Origin of the sequence: Candidatus Kryptonium sp. (assembly GCA_025060635.1) — a bacterium.
GTDB lineage: Bacteria > Bacteroidota > Ignavibacteria > Kryptoniales > Kryptoniaceae > Kryptonium.
Genome location: JANXBN010000130.1, coordinates 1 through 596 on the forward strand (window position 1 = coordinate 1; position 596 = coordinate 596).

At 61.7% G+C, this 596-nt stretch carries 2 protein-coding genes; both read left to right on the forward strand.

Annotation, left to right across the window (positions count from 1 at the left end; translation table 11 throughout):
• Positions 1-490 (forward strand): pyridoxal-phosphate dependent enzyme (locus NZ923_10790; protein ID MCS7230492.1); only part of this gene is annotated, 490 nt, incomplete at its 5' end.
• A 4-nt stretch (positions 491-494) separates the two neighbouring features.
• Positions 495-596 (forward strand): homoserine kinase (locus NZ923_10795; GenBank protein MCS7230493.1); only part of this gene is annotated, 102 nt, incomplete at its 3' end.

Genomic DNA, 596 nt, shown 5'->3' on the forward strand with positions numbered 1-596 from the left:
CGCGGGCAACATCACGGCATACTGGATGGGCTTCAGCGAATACTATGCCGACGGCTTGATCCGTCGGCGGCCGCGGCTGCTGGGCGCGCAAGCGTCAGGCGCTGCACCGCTCGTGCATGGGCACACAGTCGAGCGCCCGGAGACGGTTGCTACAGCTATTCGCATAGGCAATCCAGTGCGCTGGCGAGAGGCGGAAGCAGCGCTACGCGAAAGCAATGGTCACATCACCGACGTGAGCGACGATGCCATCCTCGAGTGGCAAGCGAAAATAGCAAACCTGGAGGGCGTCTTTGTTGAGCCAGCATGCGCCGCGAGCGTAGCCGCGATCGCCAAGGGACGCAAAGAGGGATGGTTGCACATGGAAGGTCAGCGTGTGGTGTGCGTGATGACCGGCCATGGCTTGAAGGACCCCGACACCGTGCTTGCCAACGCGCAACCGCCAAAGACTATTCCAGCACGAGTGGAGTCGCTGCTCAACATCCTCGAGTGAGTACATGAGGCACATCATCACCTTGCGCGTGCCCGCCACGAGCGCGAACCTTGGTCCCGGCTTCGACAGCATGGGGCTAGCACTCGATCTCTGGAACACCTTCTCG